This is a genomic window from Paraburkholderia sp. BCC1884, assembly GCF_900996225.1.
GTDB lineage: Bacteria > Pseudomonadota > Gammaproteobacteria > Burkholderiales > Burkholderiaceae > Paraburkholderia.
Genome location: NZ_CAAJGL010000134.1, coordinates 84,451 through 109,864 on the forward strand (window position 1 = coordinate 84,451; position 25,414 = coordinate 109,864).

General features: G+C 64.6%; 25 protein-coding genes and 1 riboswitch. Of the genes, 6 read left to right on the forward strand and 19 right to left on the reverse strand.

Annotation, left to right across the window (positions count from 1 at the left end; genetic code table 11):
• Positions 1-49 precede the first annotated feature (49 nt).
• The 4 genes from FQ705_RS29685 to ruvC form a co-directional block, all read right to left on the reverse strand.
• Positions 50-991: an oxygenase MpaB family protein gene (locus tag FQ705_RS29685; RefSeq protein ID WP_186308068.1), complete on the reverse strand. Its 942-nt coding sequence runs from the start codon at positions 989-991 to the stop codon at positions 50-52.
• 43 nt (positions 992-1,034) lie between these two features.
• Positions 1,035-2,099 carry a Holliday junction branch migration DNA helicase RuvB gene (gene ruvB, locus FQ705_RS29690; RefSeq protein ID WP_144147836.1) on the reverse strand — a complete coding sequence of 355 codons (1,065 nt, stop codon included), beginning with the start codon at positions 2,097-2,099 and terminating at the stop codon, positions 1,035-1,037.
• 120 nt (positions 2,100-2,219) lie between these two features.
• A complete protein-coding gene (gene ruvA, locus FQ705_RS29695) occupies positions 2,220-2,801 on the reverse strand; it encodes a Holliday junction branch migration protein RuvA (protein ID WP_144147839.1) in 582 nt (193 codons plus the stop codon).
• A 93-nt stretch (positions 2,802-2,894) separates the two neighbouring features.
• On the reverse strand, positions 2,895-3,437 hold the full coding sequence (gene ruvC / locus FQ705_RS29700) for a crossover junction endodeoxyribonuclease RuvC (RefSeq protein WP_144147842.1): 543 nt from the start codon (positions 3,435-3,437) through the stop codon (positions 2,895-2,897).
• 129 nt (positions 3,438-3,566) lie between these two features.
• Between ruvC and FQ705_RS29705 the strand changes: the two genes are divergently transcribed.
• Positions 3,567-3,806 (forward strand): hypothetical protein, encoded by a 240-nt coding sequence (locus tag FQ705_RS29705; protein ID WP_144147845.1) that lies wholly within the window; start codon positions 3,567-3,569, stop codon positions 3,804-3,806.
• A 129-nt stretch (positions 3,807-3,935) separates the two neighbouring features.
• Here FQ705_RS29705 and purH read toward each other — a convergent pair whose 3' ends face one another.
• The 5 genes from purH to FQ705_RS29730 all read right to left on the reverse strand — a co-directional run bounded on the left by purH (position 3,936) and on the right by FQ705_RS29730 (position 9,704).
• On the reverse strand, positions 3,936-5,501 hold the full coding sequence (gene purH / locus FQ705_RS29710) for a bifunctional phosphoribosylaminoimidazolecarboxamide formyltransferase/IMP cyclohydrolase (protein WP_144147848.1): 1,566 nt from the start codon (positions 5,499-5,501) through the stop codon (positions 3,936-3,938).
• A gap of 57 nt (positions 5,502-5,558) precedes the next feature.
• Positions 5,559-5,792 carry a Fis family transcriptional regulator gene (locus FQ705_RS29715; RefSeq protein ID WP_007180440.1) on the reverse strand — a complete coding sequence of 78 codons (234 nt, stop codon included), beginning with the start codon at positions 5,790-5,792 and terminating at the stop codon, positions 5,559-5,561.
• Positions 5,789-6,853 (reverse strand): tRNA dihydrouridine synthase DusB, encoded by a 1,065-nt coding sequence (gene dusB / locus FQ705_RS29720; protein ID WP_144147851.1) that lies wholly within the window; start codon positions 6,851-6,853, stop codon positions 5,789-5,791. Before dusB ends, FQ705_RS29715 begins: the two co-directional genes overlap by 4 nt.
• 184 nt (positions 6,854-7,037) lie before the next feature.
• Positions 7,038-8,276, reverse strand: coding sequence for a UbiH/UbiF/VisC/COQ6 family ubiquinone biosynthesis hydroxylase (locus FQ705_RS29725; RefSeq protein ID WP_144147854.1), 1,239 nt, complete (start codon positions 8,274-8,276; stop codon positions 7,038-7,040).
• Between the two features lie 21 nt (positions 8,277-8,297).
• Positions 8,298-9,704 carry an aminopeptidase P N-terminal domain-containing protein gene (locus tag FQ705_RS29730; RefSeq protein ID WP_144147857.1) on the reverse strand — a complete coding sequence of 469 codons (1,407 nt, stop codon included), beginning with the start codon at positions 9,702-9,704 and terminating at the stop codon, positions 8,298-8,300.
• 187 nt (positions 9,705-9,891) lie between these two features.
• Here FQ705_RS29730 and FQ705_RS29735 point away from each other — a divergent pair, with 187 nt between their 5' ends.
• Positions 9,892-10,512: a glutathione S-transferase N-terminal domain-containing protein gene (locus FQ705_RS29735; protein ID WP_144147860.1), complete on the forward strand. Its 621-nt coding sequence runs from the start codon at positions 9,892-9,894 to the stop codon at positions 10,510-10,512.
• Positions 10,513-10,600: 88 nt separating this feature from the next.
• On the opposite strand, the gene lnt is transcribed toward FQ705_RS29735, so the two are convergent.
• The 7 genes from lnt to FQ705_RS29770 form a co-directional block, all read right to left on the reverse strand.
• Positions 10,601-12,286 (reverse strand): apolipoprotein N-acyltransferase, encoded by a 1,686-nt coding sequence (lnt, locus tag FQ705_RS29740; RefSeq protein WP_144147863.1) that lies wholly within the window; start codon positions 12,284-12,286, stop codon positions 10,601-10,603.
• Between the two features lie 72 nt (positions 12,287-12,358).
• A complete protein-coding gene (locus tag FQ705_RS29745) occupies positions 12,359-13,252 on the reverse strand; it encodes an HlyC/CorC family transporter (RefSeq protein WP_144147866.1) in 894 nt (297 codons plus the stop codon).
• Between the two features lie 232 nt (positions 13,253-13,484).
• Positions 13,485-14,150: a gamma-glutamylcyclotransferase gene (locus tag FQ705_RS29750; protein WP_144147869.1), complete on the reverse strand. Its 666-nt coding sequence runs from the start codon at positions 14,148-14,150 to the stop codon at positions 13,485-13,487.
• 16 nt (positions 14,151-14,166) lie between these two features.
• Positions 14,167-14,628: an rRNA maturation RNase YbeY gene (ybeY, locus tag FQ705_RS29755; protein WP_144147872.1), complete on the reverse strand. Its 462-nt coding sequence runs from the start codon at positions 14,626-14,628 to the stop codon at positions 14,167-14,169.
• Between the two features lie 51 nt (positions 14,629-14,679).
• Positions 14,680-15,759: a PhoH family protein gene (locus FQ705_RS29760; RefSeq protein ID WP_144147875.1), complete on the reverse strand. Its 1,080-nt coding sequence runs from the start codon at positions 15,757-15,759 to the stop codon at positions 14,680-14,682.
• Positions 15,760-15,805: 46 nt separating this feature from the next.
• A complete protein-coding gene (gene miaB, locus FQ705_RS29765) occupies positions 15,806-17,176 on the reverse strand; it encodes a tRNA (N6-isopentenyl adenosine(37)-C2)-methylthiotransferase MiaB (protein WP_144147878.1) in 1,371 nt (456 codons plus the stop codon).
• Between the two features lie 108 nt (positions 17,177-17,284).
• Positions 17,285-18,268, reverse strand: a complete 984-nt coding sequence (locus FQ705_RS29770; protein ID WP_144147881.1) for a LysR family transcriptional regulator — start codon at positions 18,266-18,268, stop codon at positions 17,285-17,287.
• Positions 18,269-18,391: 123 nt separating this feature from the next.
• Here FQ705_RS29770 and FQ705_RS29775 point away from each other — a divergent pair, with 123 nt between their 5' ends.
• The 4 genes from FQ705_RS29775 (at position 18,392) to ribB (ending at position 22,054) form a co-directional block, all read left to right on the forward strand.
• Positions 18,392-18,790 carry a VOC family protein gene (locus tag FQ705_RS29775; RefSeq protein ID WP_144147884.1) on the forward strand — a complete coding sequence of 133 codons (399 nt, stop codon included), beginning with the start codon at positions 18,392-18,394 and terminating at the stop codon, positions 18,788-18,790.
• A 15-nt stretch (positions 18,791-18,805) separates the two neighbouring features.
• Positions 18,806-19,993, forward strand: coding sequence for an MFS transporter (locus FQ705_RS29780; protein ID WP_144147886.1), 1,188 nt, complete (start codon positions 18,806-18,808; stop codon positions 19,991-19,993).
• A 175-nt stretch (positions 19,994-20,168) separates the two neighbouring features.
• Positions 20,169-20,885, forward strand: a complete 717-nt coding sequence (locus FQ705_RS29785; RefSeq protein ID WP_144147888.1) for a helix-turn-helix domain-containing protein — start codon at positions 20,169-20,171, stop codon at positions 20,883-20,885.
• 119 nt (positions 20,886-21,004) lie between these two features.
• Positions 21,005-21,188: riboswitch (FMN riboswitch) on the forward strand.
• Positions 21,189-21,334: 146 nt separating this feature from the next.
• The gene (gene ribB, locus FQ705_RS29790; protein ID WP_186308069.1) at positions 21,335-22,054 is read left to right on the forward strand and encodes a 3,4-dihydroxy-2-butanone-4-phosphate synthase; all 720 of its coding nucleotides are present in this window, start codon (positions 21,335-21,337) and stop codon (positions 22,052-22,054) included.
• A gap of 98 nt (positions 22,055-22,152) precedes the next feature.
• Here the strand turns inward: ribB and FQ705_RS29795 are convergent, their stop codons facing one another.
• The 3 genes from FQ705_RS29795 to glpK all read right to left on the reverse strand — a co-directional run bounded on the left by FQ705_RS29795 (position 22,153) and on the right by glpK (position 25,238).
• Entirely contained in the window at positions 22,153-22,839 is a 687-nt protein-coding gene (locus FQ705_RS29795) for an HAD family hydrolase (protein ID WP_144147892.1), read from the reverse strand.
• Between the two features lie 97 nt (positions 22,840-22,936).
• On the reverse strand, positions 22,937-23,650 hold the full coding sequence (locus FQ705_RS29800; protein ID WP_144147894.1) for an MIP/aquaporin family protein: 714 nt from the start codon (positions 23,648-23,650) through the stop codon (positions 22,937-22,939).
• Between the two features lie 88 nt (positions 23,651-23,738).
• Positions 23,739-25,238: a glycerol kinase GlpK gene (gene glpK / locus FQ705_RS29805; protein ID WP_144147896.1), complete on the reverse strand. Its 1,500-nt coding sequence runs from the start codon at positions 25,236-25,238 to the stop codon at positions 23,739-23,741.
• Positions 25,239-25,414: the final 176 nt, after the last annotated feature.

The following is a 25,414-nucleotide window of genomic DNA, read 5'->3' on the forward strand; positions in this document are numbered from 1 at the left end:
GACACGGCTAACGAACGGCGGTGCCGAAGAGCGCCGTCGTGTGCGTGCGTTACTCCGGTTTGCCCGCAGTGGCGACACGGCGACGTGCCCGCTTGGACACGCCATTCACCAACGCCCAACGGATGACTGGCGCCACCAGCCGCACACCGGGTCTTGCGACCGCGCGGCGCAACACAGCGTAGCGCTCGAATCCCAGCATCCCCTGCGCCCAGTCCGGCAGAAGATCGACGCCCGCGTTGAGCATCAGCATGCCGGCGGGCCGCATTGCGACGCTCGGCGCCGGCGCATTCATCAGAATCCTCACGACTTCACGCGTACGCTCGCTGGCCACGAGCTCGGGCTGCATGGCACGGAGATAGGCGTCGATCTCGTCGCACGAACGCGGAATATTCGCCGCCCCCAGCATCTGGGCGATGCGCGCGGTTTCCGCGAAGTATTGGTCTTGCGCGGCCACGGGCAGCAACGGATTCACGTACCGCAAGTGCGCGGTCATGAAACTCGACACCTCGGCAACGTGTACCCAGGTCAGTAGCGCAGGGTCGCTCGCACGATACGGGCGGCCATCCGGCCCGACACCGGTCACGCCCAGGTGAATCCGTTTGACGCGTTCCACCAGCGTCAGCGCGTCTTGCCGGCTGCCATAGGTCGTGCCGGCGATAAAGGTCGCCGTGCGGCGCAGGCGCCCGAGAATATCGGTGCGAAAGGTGGAGTGGTCCCACACGCCGGCCAGTGCCAACGGATGCAAGGCCTGAAGCAGGAGAGCGCTGATGCCGCCGGTCATCATCGAGGTGAAATCGGCGTGGACTTTCCAGCACATGGAGTCGGGGCCGAACAGTCCGGGGTCGCCCGGCGGGGACGAATAATCGAGCATCGGCCCGCTACCGCTGGTCAGATGCGTGACACCGGCGGCCAGCTTCGCGCGGAGTCTGCCCGTGAGCATTTGCGAGAGGCCGCCGCGCGACCATCTGGGCTGCCTGGCCTGGTCGGACATGCCTAAATCGACCTCGCGCTCAAGGGACGGCTCATGGCGCGGCTCAGGATGCGGCCGAGTTCCACAGACCGGGCAGCACGCTCGACGAATCCGGCACGGCGAGACCGAAATGCCGATAGGTGAGTTGCGTGGCGACGCGGCCACGCGGCGTGCGCTGCAGGAAGCCCTGCTGGATCAGATACGGCTCGAGCACGTCTTCGATCGTGTCGCGTTCCTCGCCGATGGCCGCCGCCAGATTGTCGACACCGACCGGGCCGCCGTCGAACTTGTAGAGGATCGCTTCGAGCAACTTGCGGTCCATCAGATCGAAGCCCACTGCGTCTACATCGAGCATTTTGAGCGCGGCATCGGCCACTTCCGCGGTGATGTTGCCGTCGGCTTTCACTTCCGCGAAATCGCGTACGCGACGCAGCAGCCGGTTGGCGATACGCGGCGTGCCGCGGGCGCGCTTGGCGATCTCGAACGCGCCGTCCGGATGAATCTGCGCATGAAGCAGCGACGCCGAACGCGTGACGATGCGCGCCAGCTCCTCGGCGTTGTAAAACTCCAGCCGTGCCACGATCCCGAAGCGGTCGCGCAGCGGATTGGTCAGCATGCCCGCACGAGTGGTCGCGCCGACCAGCGTGAACGGCTGCAGGTCCAGCTTGACGCTGCGCGCAGCCGGTCCTTCGCCGATCATGATGTCGATCTGATAGTCCTCCAACGCCGGGTACAGAATTTCCTCGACGACCGGCGAAAGCCGGTGGATTTCGTCGATGAACAGGACGTCGTTGGCTTCGAGATTGGTGAGCAGCGCGGCGAGGTCGCCCGCGCGTTCGAGCACCGGCCCGGAGGTTTGCCGCAGATTGACACCCATTTCCCGCGCGATGATGTGCGCGAGCGTGGTCTTGCCAAGACCCGGCGGCCCGAACAGCAGCACATGATCGAGCGATTCGGAGCGACGCTTGGCGGCCTCGATGAAAATTTCCAGCTGGCCGCGCACTTTTTCCTGCCCGACATATTCTTCGAGCTGGCGCGGGCGCAACGCGCGCTCGAACGCTTCTTCGTTCGGCGAGACGGGCGTGGGCGCGATGATGCGCTCGGCGGCGAGTTTGTCGGTTTCGATCATGAGGTCATTGTACCGCGCCAGGGTCGTGGCGAAACTCGGCCGAATGGCCAGGGTGTGCGGCTTGCCGGCGTGTGCGAAGCTTCACACATCGCATGCAAGGCAAACCCCGAGGCATCCATTTCAGCCCTTAGACAGCGCCTTCAACGCGAGCTTGATGCCCTCGGAAACGCCGGTGCCGGCCGGCACGTTCTTGACGGCCGCCAACGCTTCTTTTTCGGAGTAACCCAATGCGAGCAGTGCGTTCAGGATATCGGAGGCGTGGTCGGAGGCCGATGCCGCGCCCGCCATCGCGCCCAGGTCGGCGCCCAGCTTGCCCTTCAGTTCGAGGAGCAGCCGCTCCGCCGTCTTCTTGCCGATGCCCGGCACGCGCGTGAGGCGCGCGGCGTCCTGCATCGTCACGGTTTGCGACAGTTCGTGCACGCTCATGCCCGACAGCACCGCGAGCGCCATGCGTGCGCCGATGCCCGAGATCTTGAGCAACTCGCGGAAGGTCGCGCGTTCGTCGGTGGTGCCGAAGCCGTAGAGAAGATGCGCGTCTTCACGCACGATCATCTGCGTGAGGAGCACGACGCGTTCACCGGTCGAAGGCAGGTTGTAGAACGTGCTCATCGGCACATCGACTTCGTAGCCGACGCCGTTGCAGTCGATGAGCAGATGCGGCGGGTTTTTTTCCAGCAGAACGCCGGCAATGCGACCGATCATGGCGAATTCAATCTCGAGAGAAAGGGCGAGTGTAGCGCAGCGCCGCAGTGGCGAGTGACGCTCGAACGTGACCTGTATTGCGTGATACGCGGACTAGCCGACCAGACGTCCACGCCTCACGCGCAAACCCTTCTTCGCCAGCGCCGGCGCAATGCCGCCCAGCGTGCTCAGCGTCGCGCCGCTGTGCGCGTGGCAGATCGCCATGCCGAGCGCGTCGGCGGCGTCGGTGCCGGGTACGCCGGAGAGGTTGAGCAGCCGTACCACCATCTGCTGCATCTGCTCCTTGGTCGCGCGGCCGTAGCCCACCACGGCCTGCTTCAACTGCAACGCCGTGTATTCCGCGACCGGCACACCGCCCGCCACCAGCCCGCAGATCGCCGCGCCGCGTGCCTGGCCGAGCAGCAAGGTGGACTGCGGGTTGACGTTGACGAAGACCTTTTCGATCGCCGACTGATCTGGCGAATGCTGGCGGATCAGCGTGGAGATGCCTTCGAAGATGGTGCCGAGACGCGACGGCAAATCGGCGTCCGCGGTTTTGATGACGCCGCTCGCCACGTAGCTGAGCGTGTGGCCGGTCTGGTCGATCACGCCGAAGCCGGTCACGCGCAGGCCGGGGTCGATGCCGAGAATTCTCATGAGGTGCCGCACAGGCGGTAGAAATCAGGTGCTTGCGATACTACAACACGCGCGCCGCATGGCGGTCGGCGTGTGGGGGTGTCGGCGGAATAAAAACTGCTGCGTGGTTCGCTGAGGAGGCAATCGCAGATGGAGCGCTATCGGAACATCAGCGGCGACTCGGGCGTCGAGGCTTATGAAATCGGCGACGACTTCGTCAAGCTTCGTTTCAGGACGGGCGGCGTGTATTGGTACACGGAGGCGAGCGTCGGCGCTCGCCACCTGGCCGCGCTCAAGCGTCTTGCGCGACGAGGGCAGGGCCTCAGCACGTACATCAGCCAACACACGGAAGTGAGCGCAGGTTACGCGAGGAAAGACTCGGAAGACTGAGTGGCGGCGCGTGGAGGCGCCCGACAAAAGAAAACGGCCCGGCGGAAATTCCACCGGGCCGTCTCATACAAATACTGCGTCGGCAGCGAGCCGCTTCGCCACGAAGACGAAGCTACCGCTTAGCGCGCCTCAATGCCGGAAGTGACGCACACCCGTCAGCACCATCGCGATGTTGTGCTCATCCGCTGCGCTGACCACTTCGTCGTCGCGCATCGAGCCGCCCGGCTGAATCACGCAGGTCGCGCCTGCCGCCACCACCACGTCGAGGCCGTCGCGGAACGGGAAGAAGGCATCCGACGCCACCGCCGAACCCGTCAGCGTCAAACCGGCGTTCTGCGCCTTGATGCTCGCGATGCGCGCCGAGTCCACGCGGCTCATCTGGCCCGCACCGACGCCGAGCGTCATGCCGTTGCCGCAGAACACGATCGCGTTCGATTTCACGTACTTCGCCACGCGCCATGCGAACAGCAGATCGTCCATTTCCTTCGGCGTCGGGTGGCGCTTCGTGACCACGCGTAATTCGCGCGGCTGCACATTCTTCGAGTCGAGCGATTGCACCAGCAGCCCGCCGCCGACACGCTTCAGATCGAACGCGTTATGGCCTTCACCCAACGCGATTTCCAGCAGACGCACGTTCTGCTTTGCCGCGAACACCTGGCGCGCCGCTGCACTGAACGACGGCGCGATCAGCACTTCGACGAACTGCTTGGCCACGGCTTGCGCCGCCGCTTCGTCCACTTCGCGATTGAAGGCGATGATGCCGCCAAACGCGGAAGTCGGATCGGTCTGGAATGCCTTCGCATACGCTTCGTTGGCGTCCGCGCCAATCGCCACGCCGCACGGATTCGCATGCTTCACGATCACGCAGGCCGGCACGTCGAACGTCTTCACGCATTCCCACGCTGCATCGGAATCGGCGATGTTGTTGTACGACAGTTCCTTGCCCTGCAACTGGTTGTAGTTCGCCAGTGCGCCGGCCGGCACCACGAGGTCACGGTAGAACGCCGCGCTCTGATGCGGGTTTTCGCCGTAACGCAGGTCCTGCACCTTGTCGAACGCGAGGTTGAACGTTGCCGGGTAAGCGTTGCGCGACGCGTGCTTCAGTTCGTCGGTCAGGCTCGTCAGATAGTTCGTGATCGCGCCGTCGTACTGCGCGGTGTGCGCGAACACCTTGGTGGCCAGACGGAAATTCGTCTTGTACGACACCGCGTTGCTGTTCGCGCGCATTTCATCGAGCACGACCGTGTAATCCGCCGGATCGACCACCACCGTGACGTCGCGATGATTCTTCGCGGCCGAACGCAGCATCGTCGGGCCGCCGATGTCGATGTTCTCGATCGCGTCTTCCAGCGAGCATTCTTCTTTCGACACGGTCTGCACGAACGGGTACAGATTGACGACCAGCAGGTCGATGGTCGGAATGTCGTGCTTCTCAAGCGCGGCCATGTGTTCCGGCAGATCGCGGCGCGCCAGAATGCCGCCGTGCACCTTCGGATGCAGCGTTTTCACGCGCCCGTCCAGCATTTCCGGGAAGCCCGTGTAATCGGCAACCTCAGTGACGGAGAGACCCGCGTCCGCGAGCAGTTTCGCGGTGCCGCCGGTCGACAGGATCTTGACGCCGAGGTCGGACAGCGACTTGGCGAAGTCGACGATGCCGGACTTGTCGGAAACGGAGATGAGCGCTTGCTTGATCATGATGAAGACGAAAAGCCGAAGGGAAACGTGGCAGGGGCGCCAAGAAACTACAACGGGCTACAACAAACCGTGCTGTTGCAGCTTCTTGCGCAGCGTATTGCGGTTGATGCCGAGATACTCGGCGGCCAGCGACTGGTTGCCGCCAGCCTGCTCGAGCACCACTTCGAGCAGGGGTTTTTCTACGCATGAAATAACCATGTCGTAGACATCATGCGGATTGGAGCCGTCGAGATCCTGGAAATACATACCCAGGCTGTCGCGGACAGATTGTTCGATATTGTTCTTGCTCATGCTGCTAGTCGGTCGGTTTGGTCCGGCTCGCCGTTCTTGTTGAGCGTTTCGTCGACGTAGACGAGGCGGTCGGAGATCGCCTTTTGTGCGTCGAAGAACTCGTTGACGGCGAGGAGTTGTTCGCGCGTGGTGTCCAGCGTATTCATGCGATGCCGGAACACGTTGGCGCCAGAAAGGCCGCGAGTGTACCAGCCGATGTGTTTGCGCGCAGTGCGCACACCGGTGAATTCGCCGTAGAACTCGTAGTGGTCTTCGAGATGCTCGTTCATCACCTGCTGGATTTCGTCGATGCGCGGCGGCGGCAGCAACTCACCCGTTTGCAGGAAATACTCGATCTCGCGGAACAGCCACGGACGACCCTGCGCGGCACGGCCGATCATGATGGCGTCGGCGCCGGTCGCAGCCAGCACCGCGCGCGCTTTGTGCGGCGAGGTAATGTCGCCATTGGCGACCACCGGAATGCGCACGGCGGCTTTCACGGCAGCGATCGTCTCGTATTCGGCGTCGCCGTGATACAGATCGGCGCGCGTGCGGCCGTGCACGGTGAGCATGGCAATGCCCGCGTTTTCAGCGAGATGCGCGACGCTCAACGCATTCCTGTTGTCGCGGTTCCAGCCGGTACGGATTTTCAGCGTGACGGGCACCGCGTCGGGGCCGATGCCCACGGCGCCCACCACCGCCTCGACAATGCGTTGCACCAGCGGCTCGTTCTGCAGCAGCGCCGAACCGGCCGCCACGTTGCACACTTTCTTGGCCGGGCAACCCATGTTGATGTCGATGATCTGCGCGCCGTTCGCCACGTTGTAGCGGGCCGCTTCGGCCATCATGACCGGATCGGCGCCGGCGATCTGCACGGAGATCGGTTCGACCTCGCCCGTGTGATTGGCGCGGCGCATGGTCTTCTCGCTTTTCCACAACTGCGCGTTCGACGCCACCATTTCCGACACCGCATAGCCCGCGCCCAGCCGTTTGCAGAGCTGGCGGAAGGGCCGGTCGGTGACGCCGGCCATAGGCGCGACGAACAGGTTGTTACGCAGATTGTGGGGGCCGAGAGTGGGCATGACGTGGACGCGCGCGCAGCCGATTGGTCAATTTCTGTCAATCGGAGCATTCGCGAAATGCGAGGGAAAACCGCCATTTTAGCGTTAACAGATAGCCGACACCCGACATGTGTCTGTCGTAACCCATTAAATCTTCTATGAAAGTGCGCCGATTCATAGAACTCGCACCACTCGGGCGATCTGCCTAACGACGCTGTCCGAACATCATCTGACGTGCCAAGGCGGTCTTGACCGGCGGCACGAACTCCAGCGCGGTGAGCGCAAGGCCGCGCACGATGGCGAGCGGCGCGAAGTCGACGGTGAACAGACGTGCAAGCGTGTCGGTGGCGCCGATCGTCAGGCGACGATCGAGCGCGCGGCGTTGTGCGAAGGCGGCCAGCGCGAGCGGCGTCGGGCCTTCGGCGGAGAGGGCGTCGGCGAGAGAGTGCGCGTCGCGCAAGCCGAGGTTCAGCCCTTGGCCCGCCACCGGATGCAGCGTCTGCGCCGCATTGCCGATCGCGACGATGCGGCCGTTCACGAGCGTCTCCACCGCATTCAGCCCCAGCGGGAACGACGCTCGCCCCGAGATGCGCGTGAAGCGGCCCATGCGGTCGCCAAATGCCGCGCCGAGTTCGCGCAGGAAATCGTCGTCGGAAAGTTGCGCGCGGCGCGCGGCTTCCTCGGGCGCGCAGCACCAGACCAGCGCGTACTCCGCGCCGCGTACGCCGCCCATCGGCAACAGGGCGATCGGGCCTTGCGACGTGAAGCGCTCCCAGGCCACGTGCGGGCGCGGCGCGGAGACGGTGACCGTGCCGACCAGCGCGGTTTGTCCGTAGTCGCGGGTGCCGTTTTCCGCCGGGTCTTTGTCCGCTTTCTTACCTTGCTTCTGATCGCCGAACAGCCCACCCTCGGCATTCACCAGAATCCGCGTGCGCAGAGTGCGCGTGACGCCCGCGGTTTCGATCGGCAGCGTGACGCCGTCGGGTTCCTGAGTGGGCGCCGCCGCCGAAGTCGAGTGGAACCGGTGCACCTTGCTGCCGTGGACCGCCTCGGCCAGTCCGTGCACGATCGAGCCGTAGCGCAGCACGTAACCCAGCGCCGGCAAACCGTGCTCAGCGTGATCGATCAGCGTGCGGCCAAAGTGACCGCGCTGCGAAACATGAATGCGCTGGATCGCGGTGGCCTCGGCGGGCCAGCGCAGCGGCTCCAGAATCATCCGGCTGCCGTGCGAGACGGCGATCGCGCGCGGATCGGCGATCGAGTCTTCCGGCTCGCGCGCGTCGACCAGCGCGATCTTCAGCGCCTCGGTCGCGCTGCGGCGCGCGAGCCAGCCGGCGAGCGCCAGCCCGACCGGCCCGGCGCCGACGATCGTCACGTCGAAATCGACGGGCTGGGCGTGCGAGGCGTGCTTCAGAATCACCGTCGACGGGGAAACATCGTTCATTGCGGGTTAAGTCCTTGCGGGTTACTTCCGTGATGCGTGGGCCGCGCGGGCTTCCTGCATCAGCGCTTCGATTTCGTCGGCGGCCACCGGCACGTCGCGCGTCATCAGCTCGCAGCCGCCGGGCGTGACGATCGCGTCGTCCTCGATACGGATGCCGATGTTCCAGTAGCGCTCGGGCACGCCGTCGGTCGGACGGATGTAGAGACCCGGCTCGATGGTCAGCGTCATCGACGCCTGCAGCGTGCGCCACGGCAGCGCGCCGGCTTCGTCGCGCGGCGCGCCGCGTTCGCGGTAGTCGCCGACGTCGTGCACGTCCATGCCGAGCCAGTGACCCGTGCGGTGCATATAGAAAGGCGCGTAGGCGCGCTCGGCAATCACATCGTCGACCGAGGCGAACTTGCTCCGGTCGACGATGCCCGTGTCGAGCAAGCCTTGCGACAGCACGCGCACGGCGGCCTGATGCGGATCGTCGAAGGTGGCGCCAGCGCGGGTCGCCGCGACGGCGGCCTGCTGCGCGGCCAGCACGATGTCGTACAGCTCGCGTTGCGGCGGCGTGAAGCGGCCGCTGGCCGGGAACGTGCGGGTGATGTCGGACGCATAACCGTCGAGCTCGCAGGCCGCGTCGATCAGGATCAGGTCGCCGTCCTGCACGATCGCGTTGCCCGCCGGGTAATGCAGCACGCAGGCGTTGGCGCCCGTGGCGACGATCGACGTGTAGGCCGGCGCCTGCGCGCCATACTTGCGGAACGTGTAGAGCAGTTCGGCTTCGAGTTCGTACTCGCGCACGCCGGGATGACAAGCGGCCATGGCGCGGCGGTGTGCCTCGGCGGAGATCTGCCCGGCGCGGCGCATGATGGCGAGTTCGTGGTCGTCCTTGACGAGCCGCATCTCGTCGAGCAACGGGATCAGGTCGCCGGCGGCGGTGGGCGCGGCGACGCCGCCACGGCTCTGCGCGCGCACCGTGTCGAGCCAGCCGCGCACCTGCTCGTCGAGCTGGGCCGAGCTGCCGAGCGCGTAGTGCAGCGAGGGCTTGTCGGCGAGCAGCTTCGGCAATTGTGCGTCGACCTCGTCGATGGGAAACGCGGCGTCGAAACCGAACCTCGCGCGTGCGCCGTCCGGCCCGAAACGGAAGCCTTCCCACGTTTCGCGCTCGACGTTCTTCGCGCGGCAGAACAGCACCGAGGCCGGTTCGCCGGGCGCGGCGCTTGCGTCGAGCACCAGCAAGGCCTCCGGCTCGGTGAAGCCGGTCAGATAGTAGAAGTAGCTGTCGTGCCGGTAGGGATAATCGGCGTCCCGGTTGCGCACCGCTTCAGGCGCGGTGGGGACAATCGCGACGCCGCCGCCCGCGGCGCGCAGCGCGGCGAGTACGCGCTCGCGGCGCGTGCGGTAGACGTCGATGGCGAGGGTAGGTTCGGTCGGCTGGTTCATCGTGCGATTGTAGCGCCCAACGCAAAGCGCCATTTTGCCCCGATCCGGCGAACAAGGTGACGAGCGGGCAAGGGCGGTCATGTTGCAATCCATCCACAGCGAGTCTCCATGCGGCTCTCGAGCGGACGCCATGCACTCGCGAACGGGGCGGACCACTTATACTTTCGCCGGATTCAGGAAAAGGCAGATGGTCATGATGAAACTCATCGGTTCGCTCGCCAGCCCCTACGTGCGTAAAGCGCGGATCGTGCTGGCCGACAAGAGGATCGACTACGAGCTGGTGCCCGAAAATGTTTGGGCGCCGGATACCCAGATTCACACCTTCAATCCGCTCGGCAAGGTGCCGTGTCTCGTGATGGAAGACGGCGAAGCGGTGTTCGACTCGCGCGTGATCTGTGAGTACGTGGATACGCTCTCGCCGGTCGGCAAGCTGATTCCGCAGTCGGGCCGCGAGCGGGTCGAGGTGCGTTGCTGGGAAGCGCTCGCCGATGGCGTGCTGGACGCAGCCGTGCTGATTCGGCTCGAAAGCACCCAGCGCTCGCCCGAGCAACGCGTGGACGCGTGGGTCGCGCGGCAGCAACTCAAGATCGACGAAGCGTTGGTGGCGATGGCGCAGGGACTGGGCAGCAAGCCATGGTGCGCGGGTAATCACTACACGCTCGCGGATATCGCCGTGGGCTGCGCGCTCGGCTATCTGGATTTCCGCTCGCCCGAATTGAACTGGCGCGAGGCGCATCCGAATCTGGACAAGCATTTCCAGAAGCTGTCGCTGCGTCAGTCGTTCATCGACACGGCGCCCGCGAACTGAGTCGACGCAAACGCCGGGTAAAAAATGCGCCTGCTATGTCAGGCGCATTTTTTTATCTATCGAAACCTGCCACTGACGGCACGGACGCTTACTTTGCGCCGTTGCGCCGCCGCGTGATGCCCGGCCCGAACGCGAATCCAAAAGCCAGCAGCAGCGCTGAAATCGCCAGCACGGTGTTGTTGCCGCTCGTCACGTAGGGCGTGCTGCCGGCGGTGCCTTGCACCGTGACGTCGAGCGAGCCGATCGTATAGGGCTTCAGGCGGCCGAGCACCTTGCCGTTCGCGTCGATGGCGGCGGTCATGCCGGTGTTGGTCGCGCGCAGCATCGGCCGGCCGGTTTCGAGCGAGCGCATGCGCGCGATCTGCAGATGCTGGTCGAGCGCGATCGTGTCGCCGAACCAGGCCAGGTTGGTCGAATTGACCAGCACGCCGGCAGGCGTATCGCTTTCGCGAATGGTCCGTGCAATCTCTTCGCCGAAAATGTCTTCGTAGCAGATGTCCACGGCCACCGGCTGGTTGTGCACCATGAACGGCTTCTGCACGGGCGGCCCGCGGAAGAAGTCGCCCAGCGGAATGCTCATCAGATTGACGAACCAGTGGAAGCCCCACGGCACGAACTCGCCGAACGGCACGAGGTGGTGTTTGTCGTAGCGGTACACGTCGCGCGAGCCGGGTGTGACGCCGAACAGGCTGTTCGTGTAGTCGATCACCTGGCCTTCGGGGGTGATCGTGCCGCCGATCGCGCCGAACAGGATCGCGCTGCCGGTCGAGTCCGCGAAGTTGCGCACCGCCGAGGCAAACGGCGCGGGCAACTGCTGCGCGAGCACGGGAATCGCGGTTTCCGGCGTGACGATCAGATCGGCCGGCTTCGAGGTAATCATCTGCTGATACTGGTCGATCGCGGCACGCATGCCGGATTCCTCGAACTTCATTTCCTGTTTGACGTTGCCTTGTAGCAGACGCACCGTGAGCGGCGCATTGGCCGGCACGGTCCATTGCACGAGCGGCAGCAACAGCCCGGCTGCGATCAGCGCGACAGCGAATGCGCCGGGCACGGCGATGCGCGCGCCACGCGGTCGTTCGCCGGCATTTGCCGGTTCACGCGACGACAGCAGCGGCAACAGCGCCTGCACGATCAGCGCCGCAGCGAGCGCGAGCGCCCAGCCGACGCCGTACACGCCCGCCACCGGCGCGAAGCCGGCGAACGGGCCGTCCACTTGCGCGTAACCGCTGGCGAGCCACGGAAAACCCGTGAACACCGTGCCGCGCAACCATTCGCCGATCGCCCAGGCGCTCGCAAAAGCGAGCGCACCGTGCCACGTCGGCGAGAACGGCGCGCGCTCGTCGGAAGCGCCGTTGCGCGCGTGACCCGCGCAGAACGACCAGACGCCGGCAGCCAGTGCGGGATACACCGCCAGATACAGCGAGAACAGCACTACCGCCGCGCCTGCGAGCGGCGCGGCCATGCCGCCGTAGTAATGCATGCTGACGTACAGCCACCACACGCCGCTGACGAAGTTGCCGAAGCCGAAAGCGCCGCCCGTCAGCGCGGCGCTTTTCCAGCCGGTGCTGCGCGTGAGCCACGCAAAGAAGAACACGAAGATCGCGAGTTCGAGCCAGCCGCCATGCGGCGTGGGCGCGAACGAGAGCGTGTTGGCCGCGCCGGCAATCAGGGCGACGAGGTAATGCCAGCGGGGCAAGGTGCGGCTGCGCGAGCCTTCTGCGGCAGAAGCACTCACGCCGCGGCGCGAACGGGAGGAAATCGGGTCGGCCATTGTTGCGCGGTCGGCGTGAGGAGTTGATGAAGCGAGGAAAGAACCAGCGACGATCCCTGGCAAATAGCCGGATCAGGTCTGCACGTGCTGTGCTTCGCGCTCGCGCTGACCAGCCAGCGGATCGCGGCGCACCAGCAGCATGTGAATCTGGCGGGCGTCGCCGCGCAGAATCTCGAAGATCAGATCGTCGAGACGGACCTTTTCGCCGCGATGCGGCACCCGTCCGAAATGATGCGTGACGAGTCCGCCGATCGTGTCGACTTCGTCGTCCGGGTAGTGCGTGCCGAAGGCTTCGTTGAACTGCTCGATCTCGGTCAGCGCGCGCACGCGGAAACGGCCGTCCGGCGAGGCGATGATGTTGCCGCTTTCCTCGTCGAAATCGTATTCGTCTTCAATGTCGCCGACGATCTGTTCCAGCACGTCTTCGATCGTGATCAGACCGGCCACGCCGCCGTATTCGTCGACCACCACCGCGAGGTGATTGCGATTCACGCGGAAGTCGTGCAGCAGCACATTCAGACGCTTCGATTCGGGGATGAACACGGCGGGCCGCAGCATGCCGCGCACGTCGAATTCTTCTTCGGCGTAGTAGCGCAGCAGGTCTTTGGCGAGCAGCACGCCGATGATGTTGTCGCGATTGCCTTCGAACACCGGGTAGCGCGAGTGCGCTTTTTCCAGCACGTAGGGAATGAATTCGGCGGGACTGTCCGCGATGTTGATCGCGTCCATTTGCGCGCGCGGCACCATGATGTCGCGGGCACTGAGTTCGGACACCTGGAACACGCCTTCGATCATCGACAGCGAGTCGGCGTCGATCAGGTTGCGCTCGTGCGCGTCCTGCAGGATTTCCAGAAGCTCGGCGCGCGAGTCGGGCTCGGGCGAGATAAAGTCGGTCAGACGCTCGAGGAGGGAGCGCTTTTCTTGCGGTTTGTCGATTTGGCGTCGACTGGGATACGTTTCGTTCATGGTAGTGCGCCCGGCGAGACTGGGCGCGCTGTTGCAGAGCATTAAGGATACACCAGGCACATGGCAGGACCGTGTCCCGCCGGGCTGGGCGATGGGTGAAGCAGGGGTCAAACGGCTCTGCCGCGCGGGCAAAGCGTGGGTCAATCCTAACTGATTACGCGGCGAAGCGGGCTGTGAAGCAAAAAAGCCTGGTGACGGCTCATTCGCGGCGGCGTAGGGTCGACAAGCCCGCTTACTCGCAGCCTTGCGCGCGGCACCGTTCGAGCAGCGCTTCCAGCGCGCGGTCCGGCATGCCGCTTTCGCGCAGCGCATGCACGGTGCGGCTGACGTAGTCGAGCGTCGTGCCGTAACGGCCGCTCGCACAGCCGAACACCGCCTTGACGATGTCGTCGCGCAACTTGCCGGTGTAGCTGGGCACGTCGCGGCGCATCACGAAGGCTAGCGCATCGACGCGCCGGCCGTCGGCGAGCACGCAGGGCAGCCACGCCGGACGATACGAGCCCATCGCCATTTCACGGCGCCAGAGCGCTTCGAGATGCGGCATCGCACCTTCGGCCGACATGCGGAAGGCGATGCCGGTGCACGAGCCGCCGCGATCGAGCGCGAGCACGAGCCCCGGCTGTTCGGGCGTACCGCGATTCACGCGCGACCACAGATACAGCCCGCGGTGGTAACCATGCACTTTGGAGCGGGTCGCTTCGACGGTCGGCAGACCGGGGTTCCAGATCAGCGAACCATAGCCGAATAGCCACAGGTCGCTCTTGCGGTCCCAGTCGCGCAACGTGCAATCGAGCGACGCCCGCAGTTCCTCGTCCGTCAACAGCCGCGAATCGCCGAGCGCCGGCGGATAATCGGGGCAGGGCGGGCGGGAATTGGCTGCGGGGGAAGAGGTGCTCACGGGAATCGGCCGGCGACTATTGGTAAGGATCGGGAAAGCCGAGCTTGCCGAGGATTTCCGTTTCGATCGCTTCCATTTCCTCGGCTTCTTCCTCGACTTCGTGGTCGTAGCCCTGGGCGTGGAGCGTGCCGTGCACCAGCAGATGCGCGTAATGCGCAAGGAGCGGTTTGCCCTGCTCGGCGGCTTCCTTCTCGACCACCGGGCAGCACAGGATCAGATCGCCCGTGACCGGATCGTCTTCCGATTCGGCGTAGGCGAAGGTCAGCACGTTGGTCGAATAATCCTTGCCGCGGTAAGTGCGGTTCAGCGTGCGGCCTTCTTCGGCATCGACGAAACGCACGGTCAGCTCACCGTCCGCAAACAACGCCGCCTTGATCCAGCCGGCCACCGTGGCGCGCGGCAGCAGCGCCTTGTGTTCCGCAAAGGCCTTGGCAGCGGGGAATTGCAGATTCAACGTCAGTTTCGGGGCGCGGCTCATGCGGTTTCGTCGTGTTGCGTTCGTTGCGTGTGGTGCACGGGATGCCTGCGCTCAGCGTGAATCCGCCGGACCGGCGGTTTTCTGCGAATGCGCATCGTACGCCTCCACAATTCGCGCGACCAGCGGATGCCGCACCACGTCCGCGCTCGTAAAGCGCGTGAGCGCAATGCCGCGCACGTCCGTGAGCACCTGCTGCGCCTCGATCAGCCCGCTCTTGTGGCCGCGCGGCAAGTCGACCTGAGTCGTGTCGCCGGTGACCACCGCTTTCGAGCCGAAGCCGATCCGCGTGAGGAACATCTTCATCTGTTCGGGCGTGGTGTTCTGCGCTTCGTCGAGGATGATGAACGCGTGGTTCAGCGTGCGCCCGCGCATGTACGCGAGCGGCGCGATTTCGATCATCTGCCGCTCGAACATCTTGGCGGTTTTGTCGAAGCCGAGCAGGTCGTACAGCGCGTCGTACAAAGGCCGCAGATACGGATCGACCTTCTGCGCCAGATCGCCCGGCAGAAAGCCGAGGCGTTCGCCGGCTTCGACTGCCGGGCGCGTCAGCACGATGCGTTTGACCTGATCGCGCTCCAGCGCATCCACGGCGCAGGCCACCGCCAGGTACGTCTTACCGGTGCCGGCCGGACCGATGCCGAAGGTCACGTCGTGCGAGACGATCTGTTTCAGATACTCACGCTGCGCCGGCGTGCGGCCGCGCAGATCGGCGCGCCGCGTGTACAGTTTCGGGCCGAGCTCGTCGAGGTCTTCCGCGCCGGTGTCGGCGGGCTGGTCGAACGGATGATCGGGATTGCCCGGGAACCGCGGGTCGGCTGCTTCGTCGCCCGCGCCGTTACCGAGGCCGTTCGGCCGATGCCGCGCCGGGTGACGCACTTCGACGAGCGCGAGCTGGATGTCGTCCATCGACAGCGGAGCGCGCGCCTTGTCGTAGAAGTTTTCGAGTGCGGTGAGCGCGAGTTTCGCGCCACGCCCGCGAATCGTGATGCGGTGGCCGCGGCGCTGCAGCGTCACGTCGAGCGCCTGCTCGATCTGCCGCAGATTTTCGTCGAGCGGTCCGCAGAGGTTGGCGAGCCGCGCGTTGTCGTCGTGCGGAGCGGTGAATTCCAGGTGCTGCTGAGCGGTCTTCAAGGCGGTGGGTCGATCCTGTCGGTTTCGAGGCGCGGGTTGGCGTCGCTTAATGGGTGTTGGCGGCGTCGTCATGCACCAGCACGAGCTCGCCACGTAGCGAATGTGGGTACGCATGGACGATTTTCACGTCCACCATCTGGCCGATCAGGCGCGCGTGCGAGGCGACCGGCACCGGGAAATTCACCACCCGGTTGTTCTGCGTGCGGCCCGCGAGTTCGTTCGGGTCCTTGCGCGCCGGGCGCTCGACCAGAATGCGCTCGACCTTGCCGACCATCGAATCGCTGATGCGCTGCACGTTTTCTTCGATGGTGGCCTGCAGATGTTGCAGCCGTTTGAGCTTCACTTCGCGCGGCGTGTCGTCGTGCAGATTCGCGGCCGGCGTGCCGGGACGCGGGCTGTAGATGAACGAGAAGCTGGTGTCGTACTGCATCTCGTGCACGAGCGCCATCATCTTGTCGAAGTCTTCTTCGGTCTCGCCGGGGAAGCCGACGATCATGTCGGTGGACAGCGACAGGTCCGGACGGATCGCGCGCAGCTTGCGGATCACCGACTTGTATTCGAGCACCGTGTAGCCGCGCTTCATCGCCATCAGGATACGGTCCGAGCCGTGCTGTACCGGCAGATGCAGATGGCTGACGAGCTTCGGCACCTTGGCGTAGGTGTCGATCAGGCGCTGCGTGAATTCCTTCGGATGCGAGGTGGTGTAGCGAATCCGTTCGATGCCCGGAATATCCGCGACGTACTCGATCAACTGAGCGAAGTCGACGATATCGGTCGAGCCGAGCGTGATGCCCGCACGATAAGCGTTCACGTTCTGGCCGAGCAACGTGACTTCACGCACGCCCTGGTCGGCGAGTCCGGCGATTTCGGTGAGCACGTCGTCCATCGGGCGCGACACTTCCTCGCCCCGTGTGTACGGCACGACGCAGTAGCTGCAGTATTTGCTGCAGCCTTCCATGATCGACACGAACGCGCTCGGACCGTCGACGCGCGCCGGCGGCAGGTGGTCGAACTTTTCGATTTCCGGAAACGAGATGTCCACCTGCGCGCGGCCGCTTTCGCGGCGCTTGTCGATCATTTGCGGCAGACGGTGCAGCGTTTGCGGACCGAACACCAGATCGACGTACGGCGCGCGCGCCACGATCGCCGCGCCTTCCTGGCTCGCCACGCAGCCGCCCACGCCGATGATCAGATTCGGATTCGCTTCCTTCAGCTCGCGCACGCGGCCGAGGTCGGAGAAGACCTTTTCCTGGGCTTTTTCGCGCACCGAACAGGTGTTGAACAGAATGACGTCCGCGTCTTCCGGCGTGTCGGTCTTGACGAGTCCTTCGGCCGCGCCGAGTACGTCGACCATCTTGTCGGAGTCGTACTCGTTCATCTGGCAGCCAAAGGTCTTTACATAAACTTTCTTGGTCATCGAATTTCGCCGGTCGCAGTGGTTAACCTGGGGGCGTCTTTAAAAGGTGAAGTGGGGCGCAACGTGCGGGCGAGGGCCGCGAGGCAAAAACGGCTGCGTAACTCGATATTATAGCCCTTCACCGGAGACGGCTTCAGCGCCCGCGGCGCGGCGCGGCCGCTCCGGCGGCAAGCCCAGCAGGCCTTCCAGTTCGTCCGATACCTGCGCGAAGCGCTCGCTCAGGAAGTCCAGCAGCACGCGCACGCGCGGCGCCATGAAGCGGTTGCGGTGGTACAGCGCGTGCAGCGGCGCGTCCGGATAGCGCCATTCGGGCAGCAGAATCTTCAGACCGTCGGAGCGTAAATCCGCTTCCACGTCCCACATCGATTTGATCGCAATGCCGTAGCCGCGCAGCGCCCATTCGCGGGCCACGGCGCCGTCGTTGGTTTCGCGGGCTGTTTCGAACGGCACGCTGTAGTGCTGCACTTCGTCGCCGCGCGTGAAGCGCCACTCGTTTGCCATCCCGGATGCGGTGCCCAGCACGATGCAGTCGAAATTGGCCAGGTCTTGCGGGTCTTTCGGCTCGCCCTTGCGCGCGATGTATTCCGGCGACGCGCACAGCACCCGTCGATTCGGCGCCAGCTTGCGAGCCACCAGCGAACTGTCCTGCGGCACGCCGAAGCGGATCGCCAGATCGATGTCCTCCTGCACGAGATTGGCGAGCGAGTCCGACAACGTCAACGCGAAAGTCACGTCCGGATACAGCAGATTGAACTCGTCGAGCCAGTGCATCAGCAGATTGCGGCCGAAATCCGAGGTCGCCGACACGCGCACCTTGCCGCGTACCACGCCCTGGCCGGCCTGCAGGGCGGCTTCGGCGTCGTCCAGCGATTGCAGCGCCTGGCGGCAGCAGTTCAGGTACAGACGGCCTTCGTCGGTGAGCCGCAACTGACGGGTGGTGCGCTCGAACAGGCGCGCCTTCAGACCCGCTTCGAGCTTGGCGAGGCGCGCACTCGCGGCGGCCGGCGTCAAACCCATCTTGCGGCCCGCCGCCGACAGGCTGCCTTGCTGCGCCGCTTCGACGAAGAGGCGGATGTCACCGAGGTTGTCCATTGCGTGGCTTTCAAAAGAATTTTGAAAATGCTTCAAATGCTACGCCCATTCTCAAAACAACGCTCAGCGCCGACAATCACATCCTCGAAAACCCTAATGCCTTGCGCAGAGCCGCCTAACATCATGCAACTCGATCACGCGACGATCGTCACCGCTGAGCTCGACACCGCGCGACGTTTTTTCGTCGACGTCGTCGGATTGGTCGAGGGCGCGCGTCCGCCGTTTTCGGTCGATGGCTACTGGTTGTATGCGAACGGCCGTCCCGTGATCCACCTGATCGAGGCGACCGTGCCGGCCGAGGTGGGGCGGGCGGCGCCGCGTATCGACCACATTGCCTTCCGTCTGGAGAGCGCCGCCGAATGGCAGGCGCTGCTCGCGCGGTTGCACGCGGCCGACGTCGAATACCAGACCGCGCAAGTCCCGCCGAGGTGGCCGCAACAAGCCGAGGTGCAGGCGTTCGTGGCGCTTGCACCAGGCGTCGTCGTCGAATTCGTGACGGCGCTGCATCACACTCATTTCTAGGATCTGGAGAAAAAAATGCCCATTCCATTACTGGCGCTAGCGATTAGCGCATTCGCGATCGGTACGACCGAATTCGTCATCATGGGCCTGCTGCCCGAAGTCGCGCACGATCTGGCCGTGTCGATTCCGTCGGCGGGCTTGCTGGTGAGCGGTTATGCGCTCGGCGTCGCGGTCGGCGCGCCGCTGTTGGCGGTGGTGACCAGCAAGATGCCGCGCAAGCTCGCGTTGCAGCTGCTGATGGGTGTGTTCATCGTCGGCAATACGCTGTGTGCGATTGCGTCGAGCTATTCCGTGCTGATGATCGCGCGGGTGGTGACGTCGTTCGCGCATGGGTCGTTCTTCGGCATCGGCGCCGTGGTGGCGGCTTCGCTCGTACCGTCCGAAAAACGCGCCAGTGCGATTGCGCTGATGTTCACCGGCCTGACGCTCGCGAACGTGCTCGGCGTGCCGTTCGGTACTTTCGTCGGGCAGGAGTTCGGCTGGCGCGCGGCGTTCTGGATCGTCAGTGCGTTTGGCGTGCTGTCGCTGCTGGGCGTCACGGCGCTGGTGCCGAATCGCCACGATTCCGGTCCGGTCGGCCTCGGCCATGAAGTACGCGTGCTGAAAGACCCGCAAGTCTGGACCGCGCTCGCGATGACGGTGCTCGGCTTCGGCGGCGTGTTCGTCGTGTTCACGTATATCGCGCCGATTCTGGAGCAGGTAAGCGGTTTCTCGCCGCGCGGCGTGACGCTGATTCTGGTGCTGTTCGGCGTGGGTCTGACGATCGGCAACACCGTGGGTGGCAAACTCGCGGACCGCGCGCTGATGCCCTCGCTGATGGGCATTCTGGTCGCGCTGGCCGTGGTGATGGCGATCTTCGCGCACACCAGTCACTCGCAGGTGGCGGCGGCGATCACGATTTTCGTGTGGGGCATCGCGGCGTTCGCGACGGTGCCGCCGTTGCAGATGCGCGTGGTCGAGAAAGCCGCAGCCGCGCCGAATCTGGCTTCGACGCTCAACATTGGCGCGTTCAACGTCGGCAATGCGGGCGGCGCGTGGCTGGGCGGTCTGGTGATCAATCACGGCTACGCGCTCGATACCCTGCCGTGGGTTGCCGCCGCGGTCAGCGTGGTGGCCTTGCTGCTGACGTGGTTCGCGTCCCGCAGGGATGCGCCGCGCGCGCCGGGTAGCGTGCAACGCGTGGGTGCGCAGGAAGGCGTCTGACGTGCGCGGCGGCCGTCTGCCTCCATATGAAAAATTCGCACAAGCTTTGCGAGAATCGTCCTCCGCAATGCTGATAACAGTGTGAAGATAACTTCGTTGGGCGCGGCCGGACGCGATGCTATCTTGCTTCCACTAACCGCTTGCCCGCCTTCCGGCGGCGCTCCTGGAGGCAATCATGCATTCCCCGCTTGCGCTGGTTCGCGACGCCACGGCCGATGCCGGGACGGCGCCGCGTGTCGCAGAACCCTTCGATGCACTCGAACATCTGGTCGGCGTGAATCTCGCCCGTCTGCGCGCCGAGCGGCAATTGTCGCTCGATGCTTTGGCCCGCGCTTCCGGCGTTTCGCGTGCGATGCTCGCGCAGATCGAATCGGCGCGTAGCGTGCCGTCCATCAAGGTGCTGTGCAAGGTGGCGGCGGCGTTGAAGGTGTCGGTGGCGGCGTTTTTGCGGCGTCATGCGACCAATGGTTTCGAACACTTGCCGGCGGAGCGTTCGTCGCGCGTCGTCAGTTCGAATGGGCGTTACTCGGCGCGGCCGCTGTATCCCGACGCCGAGCCGGGCGCCATCGAGTTTCACGAATTGCGGATCGCGGCCTTGCACACCGAAGCCGGTACGCGCCGCGCGCCGGGCACGACGGTGAATCTGGTAGTCAGCGAAGGCACGCTCGAAGTCAGCGTGCACGACCAGCGTCAACTGCTCGCCACGGGCGACGCCATCGTGTTCGACGCCGACCAGCCGCATAGTTTGCGCAATCCCGGCGACACCGAAGCGCGTGCGTTTCGCGTGACCTTGAAGGCAGAGACGCCGCCGCGCTGGGACGTGCCCGCGCTCAACGAAACCGCGGAGCGCGAGACGCTGCGTGAAGCGCCGCGCGAGCCCGCGCCGGTTTGAAGATTGATCCACAGACGGGCGCGTTTCAGGTTTAGAGACGCCGGTCTGAACCGCAGGCGTCGCGCTGCAGATTCGGCGCGACTGTTGTATGCTTTGCCGGCCGGTCAATCCGGCAATCAGTGCGTCTTCAGGGCGGGGCGAAATTCCCCACCGGCGGTATGCCGGCAACGCGAAAGCGTGAGCCGGTGAGCCCGCGAGCGCCCGTGTCGTGCGGTCTTTCGAGTTCGAAAGGTCGAAGCGGGGTCAGCAGATCTGGTGAGAAGCCAGAGCCGACGGTTAGAGTCCGGATGGAAGAAGATGTGCAGATAGTCATGTTCGTTTCCGTAGCGCCGCGGCTTGTCCCAGCGGTGCGCGAGCGTCGCTTTGCGCGGCGTTCAGCGGCGCGTCTTTGTCTGTTTGCAATGCCCTGAAACGTTTTTCGCCCAACTTTTGCGATGAGCGTTTCAACTATGTCCTTTGCTACTTTTCCTGCTCCGTCGACGATTGCAGACGATGCCGTCCTCGACCTTCCGCTGCTCGCCACCGAAGCCGTTCCGCCGCGTATCGCCGCCGCCTTGCAGGCGATGCGCGATGGCCGCGCCGTCGTCCTGCAAGACGACCACGACCGCGAGAACGAAGCCGATCTGATCGTCTCGGCCGAGCGTCTTTCCGTTGAAACCATGGCCTTGCTGATCCGCGAATGCAGCGGCATCGTCTGTCTGTGCCTCGCCGACGAGAAGGTTCGTGCGCTCGAATTGCCGCCGATGGTGCTCAGCAACGAGAGCCGATACGGCACCGCGTTCACGGTGTCGATCGAAGCACGTGAGGGCGTCACCACCGGCGTGTCCGCGCTCGATCGTGTGACGACGATTCGCGCGGCCATCGCCGACAAGGCCAAGCCGACCGACATCGTCAGCCCGGGACACGTGTTCCCGCTGCGCGCGACGCCCGGTGGCGTGCTGGCGCGCCGTGGCCACACCGAAGGCACCGTCGACCTGGCGATTCTCGCGGGTCTGCAGCCGGCCGGCGTGCTGTGCGAACTGATGAACGCCGACGGTACGATGACGCGCGGCGCGGATGTCGAGCGCTTCGCTGCGCAACACAATCTGCCGATACTGACGATCGCCGAACTGGTGGAGTTCCGTCAGGCGCTGGCGCAGGCGCGCGAATGCGTGGCGGCCGAGGCCTGATCGACGCGTCACGCCGTTAGAGCGGCTGCGAAGCGCAAAGGCCGACTGTGAAAACATTCACAGTCGGCCTTTTTTCATTGCAGCAGCTTGTCAGGCGACTACGACTGCACGTCGCCGAACTCGCCGCGTACACCCGCTTCGACCAGCGCAGGCAATTCGTCCATATGCTTCATGATCCGCGTCATGCCCATGTTGCGCAGCGCGTCCGCGTAACCCTCGGGGATATGGCTCGCGCCGACGAACGCGATCGTCTTCATACCGGCTGCGCGCGCCGCATTCAGGCCCGCGATGCTGTCTTCCACCACGATGCAGCGCGCCGGGTCCACGCCGAGTGACTTCGCCGCGAACAGATACACGTCCGGATAAGGCTTCGGCCGCTCCACCTGTTCGGCGCTGAAAATCCGCTCGCCGAAAATCTGCTGCAGACCCGCGCGGCGCACCGACGCATTGACCCGCGCCGTACGGCTGTTCGACACCACCGCCGCGGGCAGCGTCACGCGTTGCAAGGCTTCGCGCACGCCGTTGATCGGGCTGAGCGAGGCCGCGAGTTCGAGCTCGACATTGTGTTCGATGGTGTCGAAGAAATTCGCCGGCAAGGTGATGTCGAAAGACTTCTCGATGCCTTCGAGAAAGCGCGAGGTCTGCTGACCGAACGCCGTTTTGACGACCGGCTCGAAGTCGAGGCCGGGGAAAGTCGCGCTCAGGGTTTCGAGCATCACGCGGTCAGCGATGATTTCGCTGTCGACGAGCACGCCGTCGCAGTCACAGATGAGGTGGTCGATCATGCCTTGGAACGGAAAGCGGAGCGCGCATGAGCCAGCGAGTTGCAAGCTCGTGCGCGCAGATTGAAAGCATCATGATACGTGCTTTGCGGCCCGCCTTTCAGTGCGCGTGCAAAACCAGAAACAGACCTGCCGCCGCCGCGCCGCCGAGCAGCGGACCGAGGACCGGAATCCACGAATACTTCCAGTCGCTGTCGCGCTTGCCGGGAATCGGCAGCAGCGCATGCACCAGACGCGGCGAGAGATCGCGCGCCGGGCTCATCGCGTAACCGGTCGGGCCGCCGAGCGAGATGCCGATGCCGAGCACCAGCAGGCCGACCGGCAGCGCATCGAGCGCGCCCAGTCCGACTTGCGGCGAAGCCAGATACAACACGCCGAGAATCAGCACGAAAGTGGCGATCATTTCCGTGAACAGATTGTGCGGCACGCTGCGAATCGCGGGCGACGTGCAGAACACGCCGAGCTTCACGTCCGCGTCGCCTTCTTTCGCGAAGTGCTGGCGATAGGCCATCCACACCAGCAGGGCGCCCGCCATGCCGCCGAGCATTTGTGCCGCGACGTAGCCCGGCACTTTCGCCCAGGCGAATTTGCCGGCGAGTGCGAGACTGATCGTCACGACCGGATTCAGGTGTGCACCGCTGAACGATGCGGTGACGTAGACCGCGATGAACACCGCCATCGCCCAGCCCATCACGATGACGATCAGGTCCGCGCCCTTGCCTTTGGTCCGTGCGAGCAGAACGTTGGCCACGGCGCCGTCGCCGAGCAGCACCACGAGGGCGGTGCCGATGAATTCCGCAATGTAAGGAGACATTGTTGGGTATCCGAAATATAGTTATTGGGGAAGCCGCGTGAACAGCGGCTTCGTTTTATATCGAAAGTTGATTGACGCAGACTGACGCTCAGGGCGTATCGGCCCAGGCTTTGGCGGCGCGGATCGCGCGTTGCCAGCCGTCGAGGCATCCCTTCACGTCGGCATGCGGCAGCGCGGGCGTGAAGCGGCGGTCGAGCTTCCACTGGCTTTGCAGTTCGTCGACGTCTTTCCAGTAGCCGACAGCCAGGCCGGCCAGATAGGCCGCGCCCAGCGCGGTGGTTTCCGCGACCTTCGGGCGCACGGCATCCACGCCGAGAATGTCGGCCTGGAATTGCATCAGCAGATTGTTCGCGCAGGCGCCGCCGTCCACGCGCAATTCGCCGATGCGAATGCCGGAGTCGGCTTCCATCGCCTTGAGCACATCCAGCGATTGATAGGCGATCGAGTCGAGCGCCGCGCGGGCGATATGCGCCGAACTCGTGCCGCGCGTCACGCCGAACAGCGTGCCACGCGCACGCGCATTCCAGTGCGGCGCACCGAGGCCGGCGAAGGCGGGCACCAGATACACGCCGTCGGAATGCGACACGCTGCGCGCCAGGGTTTCGATTTCAGCCGCATTCTTGATGATGCCGAGTCCATCGCGCAGCCACTGCACCACCGCGCCGCCGATGAAAATGCTGCCTTCGAGCGCGTAGTTGATCTGGTCGCCGATCTGCCAGGCGATCGTGGTGACGAGGTTGTTCTTCGATTCGATCGGCTTGTCGCCGGTGTTCATCACGAGGAAGCAGCCCGTGCCGTAGGTGTTCTTCACCATGCCCGATTCCGTGCACATCTGGCCGAACAGGGCGGCGTGCTGGTCGCCGGCAATGCCCGCGAGCGGAATCTTCGAGGCGAATACGGTGGTCTTGGTCGGCCCATACACTTCCGACGAAGCCCGTACTTCCGGCAGCATGTTGCGCGGAATGTCGAGCGCTTCGAGCAGTTCGTCGTCCCACTTCAGCGTGTGGATGTTGAACAGCATGGTGCGCGACGCATTGGTCACGTCGGTGACGTGCAGGCCGCCCTTGGTGAAATTCCACACCAGCCAGCTGTCCACCGTGCCGAAGGCGAGACGTCCTTGCCTGGCCTTTTCGCGCGCGCCTTCGACGTTGTCGAGAATCCAGCGGATCTTGGTCGCCGAGAAATACGAGTCGATCGGCAGACCGGTTTTCGCGCGCACTTTTTCTTCGAGACCCTGCTCCTTGAGCTGGTCGCAGAAGTCGGCGGTGCGGCGGTCCTGCCAGACGATCGCGTTATAGATCGGGTGACCGGTTTCGCGATCCCACACGATGGTGGTCTCGCGTTGATTGGTGATGCCGATCGCGGCAATCGAGGTGCCGTTCATGCCGGCACGCGTCACGGCCTCGGCGGCGACGCCCGCCTGCGTCGACCAGATTTCCTGCGGGTCGTGTTCGACCCAGCCCGGACGCGGATAGATCTGCTGGAATTCCTTCTGAGCGGTCGACACGACGTTGCCGAGCCGGTCGAACAGCATCGCGCGCGAGCTGGTGGTGCCTTGGTCAAGCGCGAGGATGTACTGATCCTGCATTGTCTCTTCTCCATGTGTTTTATGAATCGCCGGACGGCTGACCGGCGACGGGAACGGCTTGTTGTTTTAAGCGGGCAGCAACAGCGAGTGATGATGCGTCCCAGCCTGATCCAGCCGAGCGGTGAAACGATCAGGTTGACGGGGGTGGCGCGGCAACCGGTGTGCCGCGCACGCTA

Bases quoted from the DNA above. Each gene is read 5' to 3' on its own strand.
- FQ705_RS29685 (WP_186308068.1), bottom strand. From the start codon at position 991: ATGTCCGACCAGGCCAGGCAGCCCAGATGGTCGCGCGGCGGCCTCTCG.
- ruvB (WP_144147836.1), bottom strand. From the start codon at position 2,099: ATGATCGAAACCGACAAACTCGCCGCCGAGCGCATCATCGCGCCCACG.
- ruvA (WP_144147839.1), bottom strand. From the start codon at position 2,801: ATGATCGGTCGCATTGCCGGCGTTCTGCTGGAAAAAAACCCGCCGCAT.
- ruvC (WP_144147842.1), bottom strand. From the start codon at position 3,437: ATGAGAATTCTCGGCATCGACCCCGGCCTGCGCGTGACCGGCTTCGGC.
- FQ705_RS29705 (WP_144147845.1), top strand. From the start codon at position 3,567: ATGGAGCGCTATCGGAACATCAGCGGCGACTCGGGCGTCGAGGCTTAT.
- purH (WP_144147848.1), bottom strand. From the start codon at position 5,501: ATGATCAAGCAAGCGCTCATCTCCGTTTCCGACAAGTCCGGCATCGTC.
- FQ705_RS29715 (WP_007180440.1), bottom strand. From the start codon at position 5,792: ATGAGCAAGAACAATATCGAACAATCTGTCCGCGACAGCCTGGGTATG.
- dusB (WP_144147851.1), bottom strand. From the start codon at position 6,853: ATGCCCACTCTCGGCCCCCACAATCTGCGTAACAACCTGTTCGTCGCG.
- FQ705_RS29725 (WP_144147854.1), bottom strand. From the start codon at position 8,276: ATGAACGATGTTTCCCCGTCGACGGTGATTCTGAAGCACGCCTCGCAC.
- FQ705_RS29730 (WP_144147857.1), bottom strand. From the start codon at position 9,704: ATGAACCAGCCGACCGAACCTACCCTCGCCATCGACGTCTACCGCACG.
- FQ705_RS29735 (WP_144147860.1), top strand. From the start codon at position 9,892: ATGGTCATGATGAAACTCATCGGTTCGCTCGCCAGCCCCTACGTGCGT.
- lnt (WP_144147863.1), bottom strand. From the start codon at position 12,286: ATGGCCGACCCGATTTCCTCCCGTTCGCGCCGCGGCGTGAGTGCTTCT.
- FQ705_RS29745 (WP_144147866.1), bottom strand. From the start codon at position 13,252: ATGAACGAAACGTATCCCAGTCGACGCCAAATCGACAAACCGCAAGAA.
- ybeY (WP_144147872.1), bottom strand. From the start codon at position 14,628: ATGAGCCGCGCCCCGAAACTGACGTTGAATCTGCAATTCCCCGCTGCC.
- miaB (WP_144147878.1), bottom strand. From the start codon at position 17,176: ATGACCAAGAAAGTTTATGTAAAGACCTTTGGCTGCCAGATGAACGAG.
- FQ705_RS29770 (WP_144147881.1), bottom strand. From the start codon at position 18,268: ATGGACAACCTCGGTGACATCCGCCTCTTCGTCGAAGCGGCGCAGCAA.
- FQ705_RS29775 (WP_144147884.1), top strand. From the start codon at position 18,392: ATGCAACTCGATCACGCGACGATCGTCACCGCTGAGCTCGACACCGCG.
- FQ705_RS29780 (WP_144147886.1), top strand. From the start codon at position 18,806: ATGCCCATTCCATTACTGGCGCTAGCGATTAGCGCATTCGCGATCGGT.
- FQ705_RS29785 (WP_144147888.1), top strand. From the start codon at position 20,169: ATGCATTCCCCGCTTGCGCTGGTTCGCGACGCCACGGCCGATGCCGGG.
- ribB (WP_186308069.1), top strand. From the start codon at position 21,335: ATGTCCTTTGCTACTTTTCCTGCTCCGTCGACGATTGCAGACGATGCC.
- FQ705_RS29795 (WP_144147892.1), bottom strand. From the start codon at position 22,839: ATGATCGACCACCTCATCTGTGACTGCGACGGCGTGCTCGTCGACAGC.
- FQ705_RS29800 (WP_144147894.1), bottom strand. From the start codon at position 23,650: ATGTCTCCTTACATTGCGGAATTCATCGGCACCGCCCTCGTGGTGCTG.
- glpK (WP_144147896.1), bottom strand. From the start codon at position 25,238: ATGCAGGATCAGTACATCCTCGCGCTTGACCAAGGCACCACCAGCTCG.